General features: G+C 62.8%; 14 protein-coding genes. 9 read left to right on the plus strand and 5 right to left on the minus strand.

The genetic code is table 11. From position 1 onward, the window contains the following. Positions 1–94: 94 nt before the first annotated feature. The gene (locus ATY02_RS03610) at positions 95–1366 is read right to left on the minus strand and encodes an O-acetylhomoserine aminocarboxypropyltransferase/cysteine synthase family protein (protein WP_068581518.1); all 1272 of its coding nucleotides are present in this window, start codon (positions 1364–1366) and stop codon (positions 95–97) included. Positions 1367–1622: 256 nt separating this feature from the next. Between ATY02_RS03610 and ATY02_RS03615 the strand changes: the two genes are divergently transcribed. Beyond that, positions 1623–2468 (plus strand): 23S rRNA (adenine(2030)-N(6))-methyltransferase RlmJ, encoded by an 846-nt coding sequence (locus ATY02_RS03615; protein ID WP_068581520.1) that lies wholly within the window; start codon positions 1623–1625, stop codon positions 2466–2468. Between the two features lie 62 nt (positions 2469–2530). Here the strand turns inward: ATY02_RS03615 and msrA are convergent, their stop codons facing one another. The 4 genes from msrA to aceE form a co-directional block, all read right to left on the minus strand. Further along, on the minus strand, positions 2531–3178 hold the full coding sequence (msrA, locus tag ATY02_RS03620; RefSeq protein WP_068581523.1) for a peptide-methionine (S)-S-oxide reductase MsrA: 648 nt from the start codon (positions 3176–3178) through the stop codon (positions 2531–2533). A gap of 69 nt (positions 3179–3247) precedes the next feature. Next, positions 3248–5941: a GGDEF and EAL domain-containing protein gene (locus tag ATY02_RS03625; RefSeq protein WP_068581526.1), complete on the minus strand. Its 2694-nt coding sequence runs from the start codon at positions 5939–5941 to the stop codon at positions 3248–3250. A 310-nt stretch (positions 5942–6251) separates the two neighbouring features. After that, the gene (gene aceF / locus ATY02_RS03630; RefSeq protein WP_164823622.1) at positions 6252–8213 is read right to left on the minus strand and encodes a dihydrolipoyllysine-residue acetyltransferase; all 1962 of its coding nucleotides are present in this window, start codon (positions 8211–8213) and stop codon (positions 6252–6254) included. Between the two features lie 11 nt (positions 8214–8224). Further along, positions 8225–10870 carry a pyruvate dehydrogenase (acetyl-transferring), homodimeric type gene (gene aceE, locus ATY02_RS03635; RefSeq protein ID WP_068576537.1) on the minus strand — a complete coding sequence of 882 codons (2646 nt, stop codon included), beginning with the start codon at positions 10868–10870 and terminating at the stop codon, positions 8225–8227. Positions 10871–11250: 380 nt separating this feature from the next. On the opposite strand from aceE, the gene glnE reads away from it, so the two are divergent. From glnE to ATY02_RS03675, 8 genes are all read left to right on the plus strand, one after another. Continuing rightward, positions 11251–14190 carry a bifunctional [glutamate--ammonia ligase]-adenylyl-L-tyrosine phosphorylase/[glutamate--ammonia-ligase] adenylyltransferase gene (glnE, locus tag ATY02_RS03640; RefSeq protein WP_068576535.1) on the plus strand — a complete coding sequence of 980 codons (2940 nt, stop codon included), beginning with the start codon at positions 11251–11253 and terminating at the stop codon, positions 14188–14190. Positions 14191–14321: 131 nt separating this feature from the next. Beyond that, complete coding sequence (gene waaF, locus ATY02_RS03645) at positions 14322–15356, plus strand: lipopolysaccharide heptosyltransferase II (protein WP_068576533.1); 1035 nt, start codon at positions 14322–14324, stop codon at positions 15354–15356. 1 nt (position 15357) lies between these two features. After that, on the plus strand, positions 15358–16419 hold the full coding sequence (waaC, locus tag ATY02_RS03650) for a lipopolysaccharide heptosyltransferase I (protein ID WP_068576530.1): 1062 nt from the start codon (positions 15358–15360) through the stop codon (positions 16417–16419). Then, positions 16419–17543, plus strand: coding sequence for a glycosyltransferase family 4 protein (locus ATY02_RS03655; protein WP_068576528.1), 1125 nt, complete (start codon positions 16419–16421; stop codon positions 17541–17543). Before waaC ends, ATY02_RS03655 begins: the two co-directional genes overlap by 1 nt. Further along, positions 17540–18346 carry a lipopolysaccharide core heptose(I) kinase RfaP gene (gene rfaP, locus ATY02_RS03660; protein ID WP_068576526.1) on the plus strand — a complete coding sequence of 269 codons (807 nt, stop codon included), beginning with the start codon at positions 17540–17542 and terminating at the stop codon, positions 18344–18346. The genes ATY02_RS03655 and rfaP overlap by 4 nt, the downstream gene beginning before the upstream one ends. Continuing rightward, entirely contained in the window at positions 18346–19080 is a 735-nt protein-coding gene (locus ATY02_RS03665; RefSeq protein WP_068576525.1) for a lipopolysaccharide kinase InaA family protein, read from the plus strand. Before rfaP ends, ATY02_RS03665 begins: the two co-directional genes overlap by 1 nt. Beyond that, positions 19077–19829, plus strand: coding sequence for a lipopolysaccharide kinase InaA family protein (locus ATY02_RS03670; protein ID WP_068576523.1), 753 nt, complete (start codon positions 19077–19079; stop codon positions 19827–19829). The genes ATY02_RS03665 and ATY02_RS03670 overlap by 4 nt, the downstream gene beginning before the upstream one ends. After that, a complete protein-coding gene (locus ATY02_RS03675; protein WP_068576521.1) occupies positions 19829–21283 on the plus strand; it encodes a lipopolysaccharide kinase InaA family protein in 1455 nt (484 codons plus the stop codon). The genes ATY02_RS03670 and ATY02_RS03675 overlap by 1 nt, the downstream gene beginning before the upstream one ends. Positions 21284–21480: the final 197 nt, after the last annotated feature.

The following is a 21480-nucleotide window of genomic DNA, read 5'->3' on the forward strand; positions in this document are numbered from 1 at the left end:
GAGGGGGATCCTGGGCGGGTGTAGCGAGGGCAGCTTAGTGGCGCGGGGAAAGAGGAACAAGGGCCCCGCCGGGTACAGGCGGGGCTGTGTGGAATCAGGCTTGTCGCAGGGCCTGGTCCAGGTCTTCGAGCAGATCCTCGATGGCTTCGATACCCACCGAGAGGCGGATCATCTCCGGCTTGACCCCGGCCTTGGCCTGTTCCTGTTCGTTCATCTGCCGGTGGGTGGTGGAGGCCGGGTGGCAGGCCAGGGACTTGGCGTCGCCGATGTTCACCAGGCGCTTGAAGATCTGCAGCGCGTCGTAGAAGCGCACGCCCGCCTCGTAGCCGCCCTTGAGACCGAAGGAGAGAATCGCCGACGGCTTGCCCTGCATGTACTTGCGCGCCAGTTCGTGGTGCGGATGGTCCTCCAGGCCCGCATAGCTGACCCAGGCCACCAGCGGGTGGGCCTTGAGGAACTGCGCCACCTTGAGGGCGTTGTCGGTGTGGCGCTCCATGCGCAGGGCCAGGGTCTCCAGGCCTTGCAGCAACAGGAAGGCGTTCATGGGCGCCAGGGCCGCGCCGGTGTTGCGCAGCGGCACGGTGCGGGCGCGAGCGACGAAGGCGGCGGGGCCGAACTTTTCGGTGTAGACCACGCCGTGGTAGGCCGGCTCGGGGGTATTGAGGCTGGCGAACTTCTGCGGGTGCTCGGTCCAGGGGAAGTTGCCGCTGTCGACGATCACCCCGCCCAGGGCATTGCCGTGGCCACCCACGTACTTGGTCACCGAATGCACGACGATGTCGGCACCGAACCGGATCGGCTTGCACAGGATCGGCGTGGCCACGGTGTTGTCCACCATCAGCGGTACGCCACGGGCATGGGCGACCTGGGCCAGGCCTTCGATATCGACGATGTTGCCCGCCGGGTTGCCGATGCTCTCGCAATACACCGCCTTGGTGTTGTCGTCGATCAGTTCGGCAATGGCCTCGGGCGAGTCGTCGCGGGCGAAGCGCACTTCGACGCCGAAACTGGGCAGCAGGTGGGCGAACAGGGTGTAGGTGCCACCGTACAACTGGGGGGTGGAGACGATGTTGTCGCCGGCCTGGGTCAGGGTCTGGATGGCGTAGTGGATCGCGGCGCTACCGGCAGAGACCGCCAGTGCCGCGACGCCGCCTTCCAGGGCCGCCATGCGCTGTTCCAGTACATCGTTGGTGGGGTTCATGATCCGGGTATAGATGTTGCCCGGTACATCGAGGTTGAACAGGTCGGCACCGTGCTGGGCGTTGTCGAACTCGAAGGCGACGTTCTGGTAGATGGGCACGGCCACGGCCTTGGTGGCGGGGTCAGACTTGAATCCATGGTGCAGCGCAATCGTTGCGTCTTTCATAAATTCTCAACTCAGTAGCAGTCCATTAATGAGCACAGCCAGGCAGGGTCGTGCCCGTACAGCAGTCAGTGGTCCCTTGTGTCTGAGTCGCCAGCAACCGCTTGGTGCGCTGCCGCTTGGTCGCGGCAGGCGGGTCAGTGTCCAACAGGCGTGGCGGATGGGCAAGCTGGCCGCGCCACGCTGGAGCAAATGCGATGGTCTGTCCTGACGCGGTCCCTGGCACAGGGTAAACTTGCGCTCCTGCGCAGGAGCAACCATGAACTATCGTCACGCCTTCCATGCCGGCAACCATGCCGACGTCTTCAAACACCTGACACTGACCCGCCTCATCGCCCTGATGTCGCGCAAGGAACAGCCGTTCGCCTATATCGACAGCCATGCCGGCATCGGCCTGTACGACCTCAAGGGCGACCAGGCGACACGCACCGGCGAGTACCTGGAAGGCATCGCCCGGCTGTGGGGCGCGGACGACCTGCCAGAACTGACTGCCGACTACATGCGTGTGCTGCGCCGGCTGAACCCGGATGGCGAGTTGCGCTACTACCCCGGTTCCCCGGAGCTGGCCCGGCGTCTGATGCGCAACCAGGATCGGGCGCTGCTCAACGAGAAGCATCCCGAGGATGGCCTGCTGCTCAAGGACAACATGAAGGGTGATCGGCGGGTGGCGGTGCACCTGGGCGAGGGTTGGCATGTGGCCCGGGCGCTGCTGCCGGTGGCGGAGAAACGGGCGGTGATGTTGATCGACCCGCCGTTCGAGAAACTCGACGAGATGCAGCGTTGCGCCGCGTCGATGAAGGAAGCCATCGGTCGCATGCGCCAGACCGTGGCGGCCATCTGGTATCCGGTCAAGGACCAGCGCGCCCTGCGCCGTTTCTACCAGGACCTGGCCGGTACCGGTGCGCCGAAGCTGCTGCGGGTGGAATTGCTGGTGCATCCGCTGGATACGCCCAACAGCCTCAATGGTTCGGGCCTGGCGATTGCCAACCCGCCATGGGGCCTGGAAGAAGAACTGCGCGAACTGCTGCCGTGGCTGTCGAAAAAGCTCGGCCAGACCCAGGGCGGCTGGCAGATGGACTGGTTGATCGCCGAAGAGCAGCGGTAAGTTGCAAGCGGCAAGCGGCAGCGCTACCACTTGCCGCTTGAGGCTTGCAGCTTGTAGCTGCTTTAGATCGGGCAGGTCACCCCGGTACCGCCGATACCGCAATAACCTTCCGGGTTCTTCGCCAGGTACTGCTGGTGATAAGCCTCGGCGAAGTAGACGGTCGGCGCCTCTTCGATCTCGGTGGTGATGGTGCCCAGGCCAGCCTTGGTCAGCTCGGCCTGGAACACGTCCTTGCTGTGCAGCGCCTGCTGCAGCTGGGCCGGGTTGGTGGTGTAGATCACCGAGCGGTACTGGGTGCCGATATCGTTGCCCTGGCGCATGCCCTGGGTCGGGTTGTGCAGCTCCCAGAACATCGCCAGCAGCTGCTGGTAGCTGACCTTTTCCGGCTCGTACACCACCAGCACCACTTCAGTGTGGCCGGTCAGGCCCGAGCAGACTTCCTCGTAGGTGGGGTTCGGGGTGAAGCCCCCGGCGTAACCCACGCAGGTGCTGAACACGCCTTCGCGTTGCCAGAAGCGCCGCTCCGCGCCCCAGAAGCAGCCCAGGCCGAAGATCGCGAAGTCCACATTGCCCGGGAATGGACCCAGGAGTGGATTGCCGTTGACGAAGTGTTCCTCCGGAACGGTCATGGGAGTTTCACGGCCAGGCAGGGCTTGTTCTTTGGTTGGAAGCACGTTTTTGTTCACCAGGATTTCCGAGCGCAAGACCATGTCGCAGTCCTCCAGTCAGTGGGATAGTCATTATTCAGACACGCAGTTTGCCCGAGTGTCGCGACGCTGTCAGGCAATTGGACCGCGAGGATATCGTTTGAGCCGGGCGATCAGCTCGCTGCCGGGAATCGGCCGGTCGAACAGGTAGCCCTGGCCAACGTCGCAGCGATGGCGCCGCAGGAAGGCCAGTTGTTCGGCGGTCTCGACGCCTTCGGCCACGACCTTGATCTTCAGGTTGTGGGCCATGGCGATCACCGCCGAGGTGATTTCCATGTCGTCCTGGTTGTCGGGGATGTCATGGATGAAACTGCGATCGATCTTGATGATATCGATGGGGAATTTCTTCAGGTAGCTCAGGGACGAGTAGCCGGTGCCGAAGTCGTCCATGGCCAGGGTCAGGCCAAGTTTCTTCAGTTGCTCGAGTTGCTGGTGGGTGTCGTCGGTGGCCTCCAGCAGCAGGCCCTCGGTCAGCTCCAGCTCCAGCAGCGACGGCGGCAGTTGCTCTTCCTTGAGGATGTTGGCGATGGAGGCTACCAGGTCCGGGTCGGAGAACTGCTTGGGCGACAGGTTGATGGCCACGTGCAGGTTGCCCATGCCGGCGGCGGTCAGTTGCTTGCTCATGCGGCAGGCCTGGCGGGCGATCCATTTGCCGATGGGAATGATCAGGCCGGTTTCTTCCGCCACGCTGATGAACTGGTCCGGGCGGATCATGCCCTTTTCCGGGTGGTTCCAGCGCAGCAGCGCTTCCATGCCCAGCAGGCGACCACTGCGCAGGCACAGCTTGGGCTGATAGAACACATCCAGTTCGTTCTGGGTCAGGGCGCGACGCAGGTTGTTCTCGACGAACAGCTTGTAGCTGGCTTCGGCGTTCAGGGCCTCGGTGAACACCTGTACCTGATGCTTGCCGTTGGCCTTGGCCTTGTGCAGGGCCAGCCCGGCATTGCGCATCAGGGTCTGTGGGTCGCGCCCGTGCAAGGGAGCGCTGGCCAGGCCCACGGAGCCGGTCACGCTGATGAGCTGGTTGTCGACGAACATCGGCTTGTCCAGGGTCATCAACAATTGGCTGGCGATTTGCTGGCCGGTCTCCAGGTCGGTGTTGTCCAGCAGCACGGCGAATTCGTTGCTGGCGAAGCGCGCCAGGCTGCCGCTGGGGCTCAGGCTGTTGCGCAGGCGCCGGGCCAGGCTGATCAGCAGCTTGTCGCCGGTCTGGTGGCCGAGGCTGTCGTTGATCCGCTTGAAATTGTCGATGTCCACCAGCAGCAGGCTGATCGGGGTATCGCTGTCTCGGGCGAAGCGTTCATCGAGATTGCGGATAAATGCCGGGCGGTTGCCCAGGTTGGTCAGGTTGTCGGTGTAGGCCAGGCGTTCGATGCGCTGCTGGGCCAGCTTGGTCTGGGTGATGTCTTCGTAGATGCCGATGTAGTGGGTCAGCTCGCGATTGTCGCCATAGACCTTGGAGATCGACAGTTGGCCCCAGTAGGGTTCGAGGTTTTTACGCCGGCTCTTGAACTCGCCTTGCCAGCTATTGCTCTTGGCCAGGCTGGAAGGGGCGTCGAACAGCAGCTCGCTGAGATTTTCCAGGGCCGGCAATTCCGACAGGCGGTGGCCGTGGACTTCTTCGGTGCTGTACTGGGTGATCGCCGTGAAGCTTGGGTTGACGTATTCCACCACGCCGTCGCAGTTGACCAGCAGGAAGGCGTTGGCGCTTTGTTCCACGGCGCGTTGGAACAAGTGCAGGGCGCTGGTGGCAGCCCGCCGATTGTGGTTGTTGATGACCTGGGCGAACTGATCCGCCAACTCGCCGGCGAAGGCGATCTCGTCCGACTGCCAGGCGCGGGTCATGCCGGTCTGTTCCAGGCACAGCACGCCGACGACCTGCCCGTCGATGCGGATGCTGGCGTCGAGCATGGCGTTCACATCCCGCGGGCGCAGGCTTTCGGCCATTTCCCGGGTGCGTGGATCGCGCATGGCATTCTGCGCGTCGATGGCCCGGCAGCTGTGCAGAGCTTCCATGTAATCGGGAAAGCTGCTGGCATCGATGGATTCGGGCAGGCTGTATTCCTGGGAGGCACGGTGATAGGCGGCAATCGGCACCAGTTGCTGGTCTTCCAGGTTCCAGATGCTGGCGCAGTCGATCTGGTAGATGTCGCAGGCACTGCGAGTGATCAGCTCGGCGGCTTCCTTCAGGGAATTGCCGGTGCTGTAGCGCTGGCGGGTCAGGAGCAGGATCAGGTCCTGCTGCGCACGTACCCGCTCCAGATGTTGCAGTTGTTCCTGTTGCGCGCGCTGGTTCAGCTCCAGGGCGATCTGCAGCCGGCTGTTCTGGGTTTCCAGATCCTGGGTCGGCATTGGCGGGGCGTGGCCGAACAGGCCTTCGACCACCAGCAGATAACCGCGCAGTAGATGCCGGTTGTGCTGCTTGTAGGCTTCACCCAGCTCCAGGATGCTCAGCGGGCCCTGGCCGGTGTGCAGGGTGTAGCGGATCAGGTAATGGGGGCTGTTGCTCAGTTGCTGCTGGATATTGTCGTGCAGCTGATAGCGCGCTTCGGGCTCCATCAGGCTTGCGTAGGGCGAGCCGACCAGGGCACAGAGCTCCACGGCGGGCAGGCCGAACTGGCGTTCGCAGTTGGGATCGAGAAATAGCAGTGCCCAGCTAGCTTCATTCAGCCGTTCGAAACGCAACATGCCGAGCCGCGAAGGCACAGGCAACTGCGTCACTACCTCGGCCACCATACGGCTGGCGGCATCGGGTTGGCTTTTCATGGGGAAACTCGCTTCGAAATTGCTGATCGCGCCGGGCTCACGCCCTCTTTACTGTTGCCTGCGGCAAGGTTGCATCATGGCGCATCGACTGACAAGTAAGATGAAGGCTAAGTGCTATAAACCTGTATCGGCAGGCAGGCGGATTTCTGCAAAGTTACTTTGGGCAGTTTACAGGCCTGGAGCGACGGACGGTTGATGGTACGGCACTGGCAAAAAAAAGCCCCGCCAAACTGGCGGGGTTGAGGTACGAGCGTGGCGCTCGAAAGGGGTGCGTCGCCGGCCCTGCTTGGCAGAAGGGCCGGCTCGCTGGTTACAGCAGGATGGTGCGGATGTCTGCCAGCAGGTCGCCCAGGCGCTTGGTGAAGCGCGCGGCGGCTGCGCCGTTGATCACGCGGTGATCGTAGGACAGCGACAGTGGCAGCATCAGCTTCGGTTGGAAGGCCTTGCCGTCCCAGACCGGTTGGATCGCTGCCTTGGAAACGCCGAGAATCGCCACTTCCGGTGCATTGACGATCGGCGTGAAGCCGGTGCCGCCAATATGGCCGAGGCTGGAGATGGTGAAGCAGGCGCCTTGCATCTCGTCCGCAGAGAGCTTCTTGGTCCGGGCTTTTTCCGCCAGGGAAGCGGCCTCGGCGGCCAGTTGCAGCAAGCTCTTCTGGTCGACGTTCTTGATCACTGGGACCAGCAGGCCGTCCGGAGTGTCCACGGCGAAGCCGATGTGCACGTACTTCTTGCGGATGATCGCCTTGCCGCTAGGGGCCAGGGAACTGTTGAAGTCCGGCAGCTCCTTGAGCAGGTGCGCGCAGGACTTGAGCAGTAGCGGCAGGATGGTCAGCTTGACGCCGGCCTTCTCGGCCACGGCCTTCTGGGCAACGCGGAAGGCTTCCAGCTCGGTGATGTCCGCCGAGTCGAACTGGGTCACGTGTGGCACGTTCAGCCAGCTACGGTGCAGGTTGGCGGCGCCGACCTGCATCAAGCGGGTCATGGCCACTTCTTCGATTTCACCGAACTTGCTGAAGTCCACAGCAGGGACTGGCGGGATGCCTGCGCCGCCGGTGGCGCCAGCCGCAGCGGCCGGAGCCTCCTTGGCCTTCTGCATCATCGCCTTGACGTACACCTGCACGTCTTCCTTCAGGATGCGACCGTGCGGGCCGCTTGGGCTCACGGCGCTCAGTTCGACGCCGAACTCGCGGGCCAGTTGGCGCACAGCCGGGCCGGCGTGAACCTTGGCGCCAGGCTTGGCCGGAGCGACAGCCGGAGCAGCCACTGGGGCGGCCGCGGCAGGAGCGGCAGCAGCAGGAGCCGCAGCGGCTTGGGCCGGAGCGGCAGCCGGGGCTGGAGCGGCCGCAGGCGCAGCGCCTTTGACTTTCAGCTTGAGGATCAGGTCGCCGGTACCGACTTCGTCATCCAGCTTGATGGAAACGCTTTCCACCACGCCAGCGGCCGGGGACGGGATCTCCATGCTCGCCTTGTCGGATTCCAGGGTAATCAGCGACTGGTCGGCTTCGACGCTGTCGCCAGCCTTGACCATCACTTCGATGATCTTGGCCTTGCCGGCCGAGCCGATGTCCGGAACGTGGATGTCCTGGACGCTGTCGGCCACCGGGGCTGCTGGAGCGGCAGCCGGGGCCGGCGCAGCGGCTGGAGCCGCTGCAGGGGCTTGGGCTGGAGCCGCGGCGGCAGGGGCTGCTGCACCGGCTACTTCCAGGTCCAGGATCAGGTCGCCGGTACCGACTTCGTCGTTGAGCTTGACGCTGATGGCCTTGACCACGCCAGCGGCAGGCGATGGGATTTCCATGCTGGCCTTGTCGGATTCCAGGGTGATCAGCGACTGATCGGCTTCGACGCTATCGCCGACCTGGACCTGGATCTCGATGATCTGGGCCTTGCCGGACGAGCCGATGTCCGGCACGTGCACTTGCTGCAACGCGGCTGCGGCAGGCGCAGCACTTGCCGCAGGGGCAGCAGGGGCTGGCGCCGGAGCCGGTTCGGCCTTGGCTGCAGCCGCAGGAGCGGGTGCCGGGGCCGCAGCTGCGGCGCCCTCGACTTCCAGCTCCAGCAGTTCGTCGCCTTCTTTCAAGCGATCGCCCAGCTTCACTTTCAGGCTTTTGATGACACCGGCTTTCGGGGCCGGCACTTCCATGCTGGCCTTGTCCGATTCCAGGGTCAGGATGCTCTGGTCGGCTTCGATGCGGTCGCCGACTTTCACAAACAGTTCAATTACTTCACCTTCACCGCTGCCGATGTCAGGTACGCGAATGAGTTCGCTCACAAAAAGTCTCCTCAGCAGTCCAGTGGGTTGCGCTTGTCCGGATCGATACCGAACTTGACGATGGCGTCAGCCACCACCTTAGGTTCGATCTCGCCGCGGTCGGCCAAGGCTTCCAGGGCTGCCAGCACTACGAAGTGACGGTCGACTTCGAAGAAGTGACGCAGTTTCTTGCGGCTGTCGCTGCGACCGAAACCGTCGGTACCCAGGACCTTGAACTCTTTGGATGGAACCCACTGACGGATCTGTTCGGCGAACAGCTTCATGTAGTCGGTAGAGGCAATGACCGGGCCTTTGCGACCGGCCAGGCACTCTTCGACATAGCTCTGCTTCGGCTTCTGGCCTGGGTGCAGGCGGTTGCTGCGCTCAACGGCCAGGCCGTCGCGACGCAGTTCGTTGAAGCTGGTCACGCTCCATACATCGGCGGCAACGTTGAACTCCTCGCGCAGGATCTTCGCCGCTTCGCGGACTTCGCGCAGGATGGTGCCGGAGCCCATCAGCTGTACATGGTGCGCGGCATCGCGGTTGTCGTCCTCGAGCAGGTACATGCCCTTGATGATGCCGTCCTCGACGCCTTCCGGCATGGCCGGCTGCTGGTACGACTCGTTCATCACGGTGATGTAGTAGAAGACGTCCTGTTGCTCTTCGGTCATCTTCTTCATGCCGTCCTGGATGATCACCGCCAGCTCGTAGCCGTAGGTCGGATCGTAGGTGCGGCAGTTCGGGATGGTACCGGCCAGCATGTGGCTGTGACCGTCTTCGTGCTGCAGGCCTTCACCGTTCAGGGTGGTACGGCCGGCGGTACCGCCGATCAGGAAACCACGGGTACGGCTGTCGCCAGCGGCCCAGGCCAGGTCGCCGATCCGCTGGAAGCCGAACATCGAGTAGAAGATGTAGAACGGCAGCATCGGCTGGTTGTGGCTGGAGTACGAAGTACCGGCAGCGATGAAGGAGCTCATGGCGCCCGCTTCGTTGATGCCTTCCTCGAGGATCTGGCCCTTCTTGTCTTCCTTGTAGAACATCACCTGGTCTTTATCGACTGGCTCGTAGAGCTGGCCGACCGAGGAGTAGATGCCCAGTTGGCGGAACATGCCTTCCATACCGAAGGTACGGGCTTCGTCCGGGATGATCGGCACGATGCGCGGGCCGATTTCCTTGTCCTTGACCAGTTGCGCGAGGATGCGCACGAAGGCCATGGTGGTGGAGATTTCACGATCGCCGGAACCATCGAGGATTGCCTTGAGGGTATCCAGTGGTGGCGTCGGCACGCTGAAGCTCATGGCGCGACGCTGTGGCACGAAACCACCCAGCGCGGTGCGACGCTCGCTCAAGTAGCGGGCTTCGGCGCTGCCGTCTTCCGGCTTGAAGAACGGCAGGTTCTCGAGGTCCTCGTCCTTGACCGGAATGTCGAAGCGGTCGCGGAACAGCTTCAGGCTGTCGACGTCGACCTTCTTGGTGTTGTGCGCGGTGTTCTTGGCTTCGCCGGCACCGGTGCCATAACCCTTGATGGTCTTGGCCAGGATGACGGTCGGCTGCTCTTTGTGGTTGACCGCCTGGTGGTAGGCCGCATAGACCTTGTACGGGTCATGGCCACCGCGGTTGAGTTTCCAGATCTCGTCGTCGGACAGATCGGCAACCATCGCCTTGAGTTCAGGGGTGTTGAAGAAGTGCTCGCGGACGAATGCACCGTCCTTGGCCTTGTAGTTCTGGTACTCGCCGTCGATGACTTCGTCCATGCGACGCTGCAGGATGCCGTCGACGTCCTTGGCCAGCAGTGGGTCCCAGAAGCGGCCCCAGATGACCTTGGTGACGTTCCACTGGGCACCACGGAACACGCCTTCGAGTTCCTGGATGATCTTGCCGTTGCCGCGAACCGGGCCGTCGAGGCGCTGCAGGTTGCAGTTGATGACGAAGATCAGGTTGTCCAGCTTCTCGCGGCCAGCCAGGGAGATGGCGCCCAAGGCTTCTGGCTCGTCGCACTCGCCGTCGCCCAGGAAGCACCAGACTTTCTGCTTGCCGGCCGGGATGAAGCCGCGGGCTTCCAGGTACTTCATGAAGCGTGCCTGGTAGATCGCCTGGATCGGGCCCAGGCCCATGGATACGGTCGGGAACTGCCAGAAGTCAGGCATCAGCCATGGGTGTGGATAGGACGACAGGCCGTTGCCATCCACTTCCTGGCGGAAGTTGTTCATCTGTTCTTCGCTGATACGGCCTTCCATGAAGGCGCGCGCGTAGACGCCAGGGGAGGTGTGGCCCTGGAAGTAGATCAGGTCGCCGCCATGCTCGTCGGTCGGAGCCTGGAAGAAGTAGTTGAAGCCGATGTCATACAGCGTGGCGCTGGAGGCGAAGGAAGAAATGTGGCCGCCCAGGTCCGAATCTTTCAGGTTGGTGCGCATCACCATGGCCATCGCGTTCCAGCGCACCAGCGAGCGAATGCGGCGTTCCATGAACAGGTCGCCAGGCATGCGTGCTTCGTGGGTTACCGGGATGGTATTGCGGTATGGCGTGGTGATGGCGTAGGGCAGTTGCGAGCCGCTGCGGGTCGCGAGTTCGCCCATGCGGGTCATCAGATAGTGAGCGCGGTCTTCGCCTTCTTTGTCGAGAACCGATTCCAGGGCGTCCAGCCATTCCTGGGTTTCGACGGGATCGAGGTCTTGCATGGCTTGCTCCAGGGCGGAAAGGCTTCCAGAATCGGTTGCCTGAGTTTGCGACTGGCCTTGTGGGCAGACGTTATGAATTCTTGGATTGCCGGAGGTTGCTCCAGCGATGTGTAGTTTTACTACAAATCATCGGCCGTTTCAGCCTTTCGAATGTATAGACGAGTAGTAAAACTACAGAGGAATGGCTTGTGGCCTCCTGCTGCGTTGTGAGAAAAATCGTTACTCTTGGTCTGTTGTCGACAGGAATTAGCGGATATTTGATTCCTGGTGCCAAAGAATGGCTATTTTCAGCTATTTCTAACCTTTGTTCGACACTCCGCCTGCTGCCCGCCCTTCATATTTCCTTCAGCCTGCATTTTCACGCCCATCAAGGATAGCCCATGAGTCTGCCTGCGCTTGTTCAAGTCCCCGCGATTCTCCAGCCACTGGCCAGCCGTGCGGAGCAGTCCCTGCGCAGCGCGGTGGCGGCCCTGGACGCAGGTCCTGGCCTGGCGGGCTGGAGCGATGAGCGTTGGGCGGAGTTCGCCAGGGTCAGTGCGGCCAGCGACTTCGTCATTGAACAGAGCTTGCGTGACCCTTTGATGTTGCTGGAACTGGTGGAGTCTGGCGAGCTGGATCGTGCTTTCGCTCCGGGCGAGCTGTGTGCCCAGATCGCCACTGCGGTGCAAACGACCGAGACCGAGGACCAACTGGGGCGAGTGCTGCGACGCCAGCGTACCCGGCACCAGGTACGGATCATCTGGCGCGACCTGACCCGCCGGGCAGACCTGGTGCAGACCTGTCGCGATCTTTCCGACCTGGCCGATGCCTGTATCGACCAGGCTTACGCCTGGCTATACCTGCGCCATAGCCAGCAGTTCGGCGTGCCCATGGGCGGGCGCAGCGGCGAACCGCAGCAGATGGTGATCCTTGGCATGGGCAAGCTGGGAGCGGTGGAGCTCAACCTGTCTTCGGACATCGACCTGATCTTCGCTTATCCGGAGGGGGGCGAAACCGTGGGTGCCAAGCGCGCCCTGGACAATCAAGAGTTCTTCACCCGCCTGGGGCAGCGCCTGATCAAGGCCCTGGACCCGATCACCGTCGACGGTTTCGTGTTCCGCGTCGACATGCGCCTGCGCCCTTATGGTTCTTCCGGTGCCCTGGTCCTGAGTTTCAATGCCCTGGAGCAGTACTACCAGGACCAGGGGCGTGACTGGGAGCGCTACGCGATGATCAAGGCCCGAGTGGTGGCGGGGGACCAGGCCGCCGGTGCGCAATTGCTGGATATGCTGCGGCCCTTCGTCTATCGGCGCTACCTGGACTTCTCCGCCATCGAGGCGTTGCGCACCATGAAGCAGCTGATCCAGCAGGAGGTGCGGCGCAAGGGCATGGTCGACAACATCAAGCTGGGTTCGGGCGGTATCCGCGAAGTCGAGTTCATCGCCCAGGCATTCCAGCTGATCCATGGCGGTCGTGACCTGAGCCTGCAGCAGCGTCCTTTATTAAAGGTACTGGGCACCCTGGAGGGGCAAGGTTATCTGCCGGCCGCGGTGGTTGGGGAGTTGCGCGAGGGGTATGAGTTCCTGCGTTATACCGAGCATGCGATCCAGGCCATCGCCGACCGCCAGACCCAGATGCTGCCGGACAACCCGCAGGACCAGGCGCGAATCGCCTTCATGCTGGGCTTTGCCGACTGGGAGGCGTTCCATGAACGGCTGATGCACTGGCGAGCCCGGGTGGAGTGGCACTTCCGCCAGGTGATCGCCGATCCTGACGAAGATGACGGTGCGCAGAGCGAAGTGGTGGTGGGTGGCGAGTGGCTGCCGCTCTGGGAAGAGGCCCAGGATGAAGAGGCCGCCTGCCGCCAGCTGCAGGACGGTGGCTTCAACGATGCGCCCAGGGCCCTGAAGGCGCTCGCTGGCCTGCGCAGTAGCCCACAGCTGCGGGCCATGCAACGTTTGGGGCGCGAGCGCCTGGATGCCTTCATTCCGCGTTTGTTGGCCCAGGCGGTTGAACACGCCAGTCCGGATCTGGTGCTGGAGCGGGTGCTGCCCTTGGTGGAGGCGGTGGCGCGGCGTTCGGCGTACCTGGTACTGCTGACCGAGAACCCAGGCGCCTTGCGCCGACTGTTGACCTTGTGCGCGGCAAGTCCCTGGATCGCCGAGCAGATCGCCCGTTTCCCGCTGTTGCTGGATGAGCTGCTCAATGAGGGCCGTTTGTTCAAGCCGCCCCTGGCCCCGGAGCTGGCGGCGGAGTTGCGCGAGCGCCTGACGCGGATTCCCGAGGACGACCTGGAGCAGCAGATGGAGGCCCTGCGCCACTTCAAGCTGGCCCACCGCTTGCGGGTGGCAGCTTCGGAAATTACCGGCAGCTTGCCTTTGATGAAGGTCAGCGACTACCTGACCTGGCTCGCCGAAGCCATTCTCGAACAGGTGCTGGCCCTGGCCTGGCGCCAGACTGTGGCGCGCCATGGCACGCCGCTGCGCACCGATGGCAGCCTCTGCGATCCGGGGTTCATCATCGTCGGCTACGGCAAGGTCGGCGGCATCGAACTTGGCCATGGCTCCGACCTGGACCTGGTCTTCATCCATGATGGCGACCCTCAGGCGGAGACCGATGGGTCCAAGCCTATAGACGGGGCGCAGTTTTTCACCCGGTTGGGGCAGCGCATCATCCATCTGCTGACAACCCAGACCAACTCGGGGCAGCTCTATGAAGTGGACATGCGCCTGCGTCCCTCAGGGGCTTCGGGCCTGCTGGTCAGCTCCCTGGGGGCATTCGCCCGCTATCAGGAGCAAGAAGCCTGGACCTGGGAGCATCAGGCGCTGGTGCGGGCGCGGGTGCTGGTGGGGAGCCAGGATGTCGGCCAGGCGTTCGAGAAGGTACGGGCCGCCGTGCTGGGCAAGCATCGTGACCTGGATAAGCTGCGCCAGGAAGTCAGCGAGATGCGGGCCAAGATGCGCGACAACCTGGGCACTCGCCTGACCGCTGCCGGTACCGCGGCGAATGCCTTCGAGGCCAGTGCGCCGTTCGACCTCAAGCAGGACGCCGGAGGTATCGTCGATATCGAATTTATGGTGCAATACGCGGCCCTGGCGTGGTCCGAAGAGCACCCGTCACTCGTACGGTTTACCGATAACATCCGCATTCTGGAAGGCCTGGAGCACGTCGGCTTGATGCCGGCCAGCGATGCCAGCCTGCTACGCGAGGTCTACAAGGCCTATCGTTCCGCAGCTCATCGGCAGGCGTTGCAGAATGAGGCCGGGATCATTACCGGTGATCAGTTCGTGACCCAAAGGCGGGAAGTGTTGCGGATTTGGCACGAGCTGGGGCTAAGCTAGACAGCCTGAGAAGGTTGTCCATGTATTGGCAAGCCTGCGGGCTTGCCTAAATTAAACCGGCGGTGAACCCGCGGTGCTGGATTCTCGAGGCGGGGAGGCGAATGCCTCCCCTGCTCGTTTATGGAAACCACATGAATATTCTGATCGTTGGGCCCAGTTGGGTCGGTGACATGGTGATGGCGCAGACACTTTTCCAGTGCCTGAAACAACGTCATCCTCAATGCGAGATCGACGTGCTGGCCCCCGAATGGAGCCGGCCGATTCTCGAGCGTATGCCCCAGGTGCGTCGGGCCTTGAGCTTCCCCCTGGGCCATGGCGCACTGGAGTTGGCGACCCGGCGCGGCATCGGCAAGTCCCTGGCCGGCCAGTACGATCAGGCCATCCTGCTGCCCAATTCGCTGAAGTCGGCCCTGGTGCCGTTCTTCGCCGGCATTCCCAAGCGCACCGGCTGGCGTGGCGAATTCCGCTATGGCTTGCTCAATGACGTGCGCAAGCTCGACAAGGAACGCTATCCGCTGATGATCGAGCGGTTCATGGCCCTGGCCTATGAGCCGGGCGCCGAGCTGCCGCAGCCTTATCCACGGCCGAGCCTGCAGATCGAGATGCACAGTCGTGATGCGGCCCTGGCCAAGTTCGGGCTGGCCCTGGATCGCCCGGTATTGGCGCTGTGCCCAGGGGCCGAGTTTGGTGAAGCCAAGCGCTGGCCCTCCGAGCATTACGCACAGGTGGCCGAGACCAAGATCCGTGAGGGTTGGCAGGTCTGGTTGTTCGGCTCGAAGAACGATCATGCCGTGGGCGAGGATATCCGTGGCCGGCTGATTCCCGGGTTGCGTGAGGAGTCGGTCAATCTCAGTGGTGAAACCTCCCTGGCCGAGGCCATCGACCTGTTGTCCTGCGCCGATTCGGTGGTGTCCAACGACTCGGGGCTGATGCATGTCGCTGCTGCGCTCAACCGCCCGCTGGTGGCGGTGTACGGCTCCACCTCGCCGGGTTTCACCCCACCTTTGGCCGATCAGGTCGAAGTGGTGCGGCTGGGTATCGAATGCAGCCCATGTTTCGATCGCACCTGTCGTTTTGGCCATTACAACTGCCTGCGCCAATTGTTGCCGCAGCCGGTGAACGAAGCCTTGCAGCGTTTGCAGGGCTCTGCGGTCGAGGTCCAATAAGTTGCGGGTACTGCTGATCAAGACCTCTTCGCTGGGTGATGTGATCCATGCCTTGCCGGCACTCACCGATGCCATGCGAGCGATCCCCGGAATCAAGTTCGACTGGGTCGTGGAGGAGGGGTTCGCCGAGATTCCCACCTGGCATCCGGCAGTGGGCAAGGTGATTCCAGTGGCGATCCGCCGCTGGCGCAAAAATATCTGGCAAACCATCAAGAGCGGCGAGTGGCGGCGCTTCAAGCAGAGCGTGCGCTCCACCAAGTACGACCTGGTGATCGATGCCCAGGGCCTGCTCAAGAGCGCCTGGTTGACCCGCTATGTGCGTGCTCCGGTAGCGGGGCTGGACAAGAACTCGGCCCGTGAGCCCCTGGCTTCGCGTTTCTACTCCCGGCGTTTGGCTGTGGCTCGTGGGCAGCATGCGGTGGAACGGGTGCGCCAGTTGTTCGCCTTGGCCCTGGGCTATGACCTGCCCCAGGGCCTGGGTGATTACGGCCTGAACGTCGAGAAGCTGGTGGAGTTGCCACGCAAGAAGCCATTCGTGTTGTTCCTGCACGGCACCACCTGGGACACCAAGCACTGGCCCGAGGCCTACTGGCGCGAGCTGGCCGAGCGCATGGGGATGCTTGGGGTCGAGGTCCGGTTGCCCTGGGGCAACGCAGCCGAGAAGGCCCGTGCCGAACGCATCGCCAGTGGCCTCAAGAGTGCCACGGTCTTGCCCAAGCTGAACCTGGCTGGCGTCGCCAAGGTGTTGGCCGATGCCCAGGCCTGTGTCGCCGTGGATACCGGACTGGGGCACCTGGCCGCTGCGCTGGATGTGCCCACGATTTCCCTGTTCGGCCCTACCAACCCGGGATTGACCGGCGCCTATGGCCGAGTGCAGATCCACATGGGCAGTGATTTCCCCTGTGCGCCCTGCCTGCAAAAGCAATGTACCTACCAGCCCACTGCCGTAGACCGGCAGCGTTATGACCTTACGCGTGAGTTGCCCCTGTGCTTCACGCGCCTGAATCCCGAGCGTGTCGCCAGCCGACTGAGCACCTTGTTATTGGCTGAGGAGCCACGCTGATGCAATTGGCTTTTGTCCTGTATAAATATTTCCCCTTCGGCGGCCTGCAGCGCGATTTCATGCGCATTGCCCTGGAGTGCCAGCGTCGCGGTCATGGGATTCGCGTCTACACCCTGATCTGGGAAGGTGATGTCCCGCCTGGCTTCGAGGTGCTGGTGGCGCCGGTCAAGGCGCTGTTCAATCATCACCGCAATGAAAAACTCAGTGCCTGGATGGAGGCCGACCTGGCCAAGCGTCCGGTGGACCGGCTGATCGGCTTCAACAAGATGCCGGGCCTGGATGTCTACTATGCCGCCGACGGCTGTTTCGAGGACAAGGCGCAGAACCTGCGGCACTCCCTGTACCGTCGCTGGGGGCGCTACCGGCATTTTGCCGAGTACGAGCGGGCCGTGTTCGCCAAGGATGCCAAGACCGAGATATTGATGATCTCCGAGGTCCAGCAACCCTTGTTCATCAAGCACTACGACACACCGCTGTCGCGCTTCCACCTGTTGCCGCCGGGGATTGCCCAGGACCGTCGAGCCCCCGCCAATGCGGCGGAGATCCGGGCTGATTTTCGGCGTGAGTTCGACCTCAATGACGATGACCTGTTGCTGGTGCAGATCGGCTCCGGGTTCAAGACCAAGGGCGTGGATCGCAGCCTCAAGGCCTTGGCAGCGCTACCGGCGCAGTTGAAGAAACGCACCCGGCTGTTTGTAATTGGCCAGGATGACCCCAAGGTATTCCAAGTGCAGAGCGCTGCCCTGGGCTTGAGCGAACACGTGCAGTTCATGAAGGGGCGCAGCGATATCCCGCGTTTCCTGCTGGGCGCCGATTTGCTGATCCATCCGGCCTACAACGAAAACACGGGTACCGTGTTGCTGGAGGCCCTGGTGGCTGGCTTGCCGGTGCTGGTCAGCGCGGTCTGCGGTTATGCCCATTACATTGCCGAGGCCGAGAGTGGCCTGGTGCTGGATGAGCCGTTGGAGCAAGGGCAGCTCAATCAATACCTCACCACCATGCTCAGCGACGATGCTGCTCGTGCGACCTGGAGCCGAAATGGCCTGGCGTTTGCCGAGACGGCCGACCTCTACAGCATGCCGCAGCACGCTGCGGATGTGATTCTGGCGGAGCAAGACCGATGAAGTTGATGCTTGCCGAACCCTTCAAGAGCCTCTGGGCCGGACGCGATGCGTTCGCCGCCGTCGAGGAGCTCAAGGGCCAGGTTTACCGTGAGCTGGAAGCGCGTCGTACCCTGCGTACGGAAGTCGAGGGTCGCGGTTATTTCGTGAAGATCCATCGAGGGATCGGATGGGGCGAAATCCTCAAGAACCTGGTCACTGCCAAGCTGCCAGTGCTGGGGGCCGGCCAGGAGTGGCAGGCCCTGGAGCGCCTGCATCAGGTCGGTGTGCCGACCATGACGGCCGTGGCCTATGGTGAGCGTGGTGCCAACCCGGCGGACCAGCACTCCTTCATCGTCACCGAGGAGCTGGCGCCCACTGTCAGCCTTGAAGATTTCAGCATCGACTGGATCAAGCAGCCGCCAGAGCCTGCGCTCAAGCGAGCGCTCATCGCCGAAGTGGCGCGCATGACCGGCACCATGCATCGTGCGGGGGTCAATCATCGCGACTGCTACATCTGCCACTTCCTTTTGCATACCGACCGGCCGATTCGTCCTGGCGAGCTGAAGCTCTCGGTCATCGACCTGCATCGTGCGCAGACCCGCTCGAAGATCACCCAGCGCTGGCGTAACAAGGACCTGGCGGCCCTGTATTTTTCGGCCCTGGATATCGGCCTGACCCGCCGCGACAAATTGCGTTTTCTCAAGGGCTACTTCCAGCGGCCACTGCGCCAGATCCTGGCCGAGGAAGCGGCGCTGCTGTCCTGGCTCGAGGGCAAGGCGGAAAAGCTCTACGCACGCAAGCAACGGTACGGAGATGCGCTCTGATGGCTAGTTGGAACCTGGACCCGGCCTACCAGGCCCTGGCACAAGATTTCGGCAGCCTGGATGCGGTGTTTGCGCTCAAGGGCGAACACCTGACCCGCGATCCACTGTCCGATGTCGTGCGTGTCGAGCGTGACGGGGTCAACTATTACGTCAAGCGCTATACCGGGGCGGGCAAGAATTTGCGGCGCTACCTGGGCAAGCCACGGGTCAAGTTCGAGTGGCAGAACCTCAAGCGTTTCGCCAAGTGGGGTATTCCCACCGCCGACGTGGTGGCCTGGGGGCTGGAGCGTCGCTGCCTGGCCTATTCCCGGGGGGCGATGATTACCCGCGAACTGCCACGGACCGAAGACCTGTCGGTGCTGGCCGATCGTAGCGATCCGCGACTCAAGGACCGACGCTGGGTCGATGGCATCAGTCGCCAGTTGGCGACCTACACCCGTACCATGCACCAGCATCGCTTTACCCATAACGATTTGAAGTGGCGCAACCTGCTGGTCGATGACCAGGACCGGTTGTACCTGATCGACTGTCCGAACGGTGATTTCTGGCGGGGATTCTGGCTCAAGTACCGGATCACCAAGGATCTGGCCTGCCTGGACAAGGTGGGCAAGTATCACCTTTCGGCTACCCAGCGCCTACGTTTCTATATGCAGTATCGTCAACGTGATCGCCTGACGGCTTCGGACAAAGAGCGTATTCGCCATGTAGTGAGATTTTTTGAGGGGCGTGAATGACTGATTTCCTGGCGTCCGAGGAACGTGCGCTGCTGGAGCGCAACGGGCTCGGCACTTTCGATCAGCTGTGGGCCAGGCAACTGGATGCGGTGGACGAACCCAATACCGGACGTGGCGGCCATAGCAGCGTCTATCGGTTGGATGTGGAAGGGCGAGGGTTCTATCTCAAGCGCCAGACCAACTACCTGACCCACACCTTGCGCCATCCTTTTGGCGAGCCGAGCTTCTCGCGTGAGTTTCGCAATATCCGCCGTTATCAGCAGTTGGGAATTCCAGCCCTGCAGGCGGTGTTCTTCGGGATGCGCAAGGTCAATGGCGAGTCCCGGGCGATCCTCATGACCCGGGCCCTGGATGGCTGGGATGACCTGGATGCGTTGTTGGCGCAATGGGCCCAGATGCCGGAGCCCCAGCGCCAGGCGGTGCTCAAGGCCTGTGGGCATTTGGCTCGCCAACTGCACGGCCTGCGCCAGGTGCACGGCTGCTTTTATCCCAAGCATATTTTCCTGCGTCCGGAAGGGGCGGGTTACCAGGCGCAACTGATCGACCTGGAGAAAACCCGGCCATTGCTGTTCGGCCAGCGCGACCGGGTCAAGGATCTCGAGCCGCTGTTGCGCCGAGCTTCGGTGTGGGGTGTCGAGGATGTGCGCTGCCTGTTGGCGACCTACCTGGACCAACCCTTGGACAGCTCGCTGTTGGATGCCTGGGTCGCCCGTCTCAGTGCCCGTAGCAGCCACAAGGAATCTCGCTGATGCGTTTGTCCGAGCTGAAGAATGCCGGGCGCAACCCGACCCTGCCCCTGAGCCTGGAACTGGCGGATGCCGCTGGCCCGGCACAGTTGCAGCTGTTGAGCCTGCTGCGGGTGCTGCCAGGGCAGCGTTATGTCGGCGCTGGCGTATGGCGCGGGCGTACGGTGCTGGCCAAGTTGTTGGTGGGGCCCAAGGCCGCAAGGCATTTCCAGCGGGAATTGCAGGGTGTGCGCCTGTTGGCAGAGCAGGGGCTGACCACGCCGCTACTGTTGGCCGATGGTCTGCAGGAGGGTGAGGGTGGTTGGCTGCTCTTCGAATTCCTGGAGGGCGCGCAGAGCCTGGGCGACGCTTGGAACCAGGTGCAGGCATTGCCGGTGTTGGCCGATGAGCAGGTCGCGGTCCTGGCCGAAGCCCTGAGCTCGATCGGCCAGTTGCACGCCAAGGGGTTGTGGCAGGAAGACCTGCACCTGGACAACCTGTTGCGCCACGGTGGCCAGTTGCATTTGATCGATGGCGCGGGAATTTGTGTCGAGGAAGCAGGCAAGCCCTTGTCTCGCCAGAAGGTCCTGGAGAATCTCGGGGTGTTCTTCGCCCAGTTGCCCAAGAGCCTGGAGCCATTCACCGAAGAGCTGCTGGTGCATTACCTGCTGAGCAACGCCGAGCACGCCTTGCCCTTGGAGGCCCTGCAAAAGCAGGTGGACAAGGTTCGTGCCTGGCGCCTGCGGGATTTCCTGGCCAAGGTCGGTCGTGAGTGCACGCTGTTCTGCGTGCAGCGCGGGCCTTTTGCCCTGAGGGCGATTCGCCGTGAGGAGGAAGCGGCGATGTTGCCGGTGCTGGCGCAGGCCGACACCTTGCTGGACCAGGGGCACCTGTACAAGACCGGCGGCGCGGCCAGTGTCGGTCGGATCGAGTCCGCAGGGCGCACGCTGGTGCTCAAGCGCTACAACATCAAGGGTTTCGCCCATTGGCTCAAGCGCTTCTGGCGCCCGAGCCGGGCCTGGCATTCCTGGCGCGAGGGCAATCGCCTGGCATTCCTCGGGATCGCCACCCCCAAGCCCTTGGCAGTACTGGAACAACGCTTCCTCTGGTTGCGCCGGCGAGCCTACCTGGTGACCGAGTACCTGGCGGGGCCGGACGTCATCGAGCGCTTCGCGCCTTTCGTCGATAGCGGTGCGCCTCCGGAGCAGGAGTTGCAGGCCCTGGACCGGCTTTTTGCCGAGTTGATTCGAGAGCGCATCAGCCATGGCGACCTCAAGGGGCACAACCTGTTCTGGCAGGAGGATCGTTGGGCCCTGATCGACCTGGACTCCATGTGCCAGCATTCCAGTCCAGGGAGCTTCGCTGCGGCTTATGCCCGTGATCGCGCGCGTTTCATGCGCAACTGGCCTGAAAGCAGCAAGTTGTATCAAGTGATTGATCAGCGCTTGCCCAAGGCTCCCGACGCGTCTGCGGCCTGACCTGCGACCTGTGGTCGCTGCCATCGCCGCGATGAGCCCTGGAGGATCTCCCAGGGGCGTGGCGGCGATGGGACGGGCGCGCCGCGACGTCGTCTGGCTTGTGGCTTGCCGCTAGAGGCTTGCCCCTGCTTTTACGCTATAATCCCGCCCTTTCGTTGTTTCTCGCGCTTTGCGAGCACACTTTATTTTCAAGGCGC

Origin of the sequence: Pseudomonas sp. BIOMIG1BAC (genome assembly GCF_001705995.2) — a bacterium.
Classification (GTDB): domain Bacteria; phylum Pseudomonadota; class Gammaproteobacteria; order Pseudomonadales; family Pseudomonadaceae; genus Aquipseudomonas; species Aquipseudomonas sessilinigenes.

Excerpts from the sequence above, each read along its gene's own strand:
- ATY02_RS03610 (WP_068581518.1), bottom strand. The coding sequence starts at position 1,366 with ATGAAAGACGCAACGATTGCGCTGCACCATGGATTCAAGTCTGACCCC.
- ATY02_RS03615 (WP_068581520.1), top strand. The coding sequence starts at position 1,623 with ATGAACTATCGTCACGCCTTCCATGCCGGCAACCATGCCGACGTCTTC.
- msrA (WP_068581523.1), bottom strand. The coding sequence starts at position 3,178 with ATGGTCTTGCGCTCGGAAATCCTGGTGAACAAAAACGTGCTTCCAACC.
- ATY02_RS03625 (WP_068581526.1), bottom strand. The coding sequence starts at position 5,941 with ATGAAAAGCCAACCCGATGCCGCCAGCCGTATGGTGGCCGAGGTAGTG.
- aceE (WP_068576537.1), bottom strand. The coding sequence starts at position 10,870 with ATGCAAGACCTCGATCCCGTCGAAACCCAGGAATGGCTGGACGCCCTG.
- glnE (WP_068576535.1), top strand. The coding sequence starts at position 11,251 with ATGAGTCTGCCTGCGCTTGTTCAAGTCCCCGCGATTCTCCAGCCACTG.
- waaF (WP_068576533.1), top strand. The coding sequence starts at position 14,322 with ATGAATATTCTGATCGTTGGGCCCAGTTGGGTCGGTGACATGGTGATG.
- ATY02_RS03655 (WP_068576528.1), top strand. The coding sequence starts at position 16,419 with ATGCAATTGGCTTTTGTCCTGTATAAATATTTCCCCTTCGGCGGCCTG.
- rfaP (WP_068576526.1), top strand. The coding sequence starts at position 17,540 with ATGAAGTTGATGCTTGCCGAACCCTTCAAGAGCCTCTGGGCCGGACGC.
- ATY02_RS03665 (WP_068576525.1), top strand. The coding sequence starts at position 18,346 with ATGGCTAGTTGGAACCTGGACCCGGCCTACCAGGCCCTGGCACAAGAT.
- ATY02_RS03670 (WP_068576523.1), top strand. The coding sequence starts at position 19,077 with ATGACTGATTTCCTGGCGTCCGAGGAACGTGCGCTGCTGGAGCGCAAC.
- ATY02_RS03675 (WP_068576521.1), top strand. The coding sequence starts at position 19,829 with ATGCGTTTGTCCGAGCTGAAGAATGCCGGGCGCAACCCGACCCTGCCC.